This is a genomic window from Streptomyces sp. SID486 (assembly GCF_009865385.1).
Classification (GTDB): Bacteria; Actinomycetota; Actinomycetes; order Streptomycetales; family Streptomycetaceae; genus Streptomyces.
Map to the genome: position 1 here is coordinate 1 of NZ_WWJT01000420.1, position 691 is coordinate 691.

General features: G+C 77.1%; 1 protein-coding gene. It reads left to right on the plus strand.

Going from position 1 to position 691, the window contains the following annotated elements:
* The coding region (locus GT045_RS19965) for an AMP-binding protein (protein WP_161334975.1) at positions 1 to 691 on the plus strand (691 nt) is incomplete at both ends.

Sequence of the window (691 nt, forward strand, 5' to 3'; positions counted from 1 at the left end):
ACACCTCCGGCTCCACCGGCCGCCCCAAGGGCGTCGCCGTGAGCCACCGCTCGGCCGCCCGCCTGCTGGCGGCCCACCGGGCCGGCTTCGTCGCCGAGGCGGGCGGCGGCCCGCTCAGGGTCGCCCTCACCGCGTCCTTCTCCTTCGACACCTCCCTCGAGGGCGTGCTGCTGATGGCCGACGGCCACCCGCTGCACCTGGTCGACGAGGTGACCCGCATGGACCCGGCCGCCCTGGTCGAGTACGTCGTGGAACACCGCGTCGACTTCCTCGACGTCACCCCCTCCTACCTCCGGCAACTGCTCCCCGCCGGGCTGCTCACCGACCCCCGGCACCGTCCGCGCGTCCTGATGCTGGGCGGCGAGGCCGTCGGCCCCGCCCTCTGGCGCGAACTGGCCGGCCACCCGGACGTGGCCGCCCACAACTTCTACGGCCCCACCGAGTGCACGGTCGACGCGCTGTCCTGCCGCATCGACGGCGGCGACCGCCCGCTGGTCGGCCGCCCGCTGCCCGGCGTGCGGGCCTACGTGCTGGACGCCCGGCTCCAGCCGGTGCCCCCCGGGGTCGGCGGTGAGCTGTACCTCGCCGGCGCCCAGCTGGCCCGCGGCTACACCGGCCGCCCGGGCCTGACCGCGGCCCGCTTCCTCGCCGACCCCTACGGGCCGCCCGGCACCCGCATGTACCGCACCGG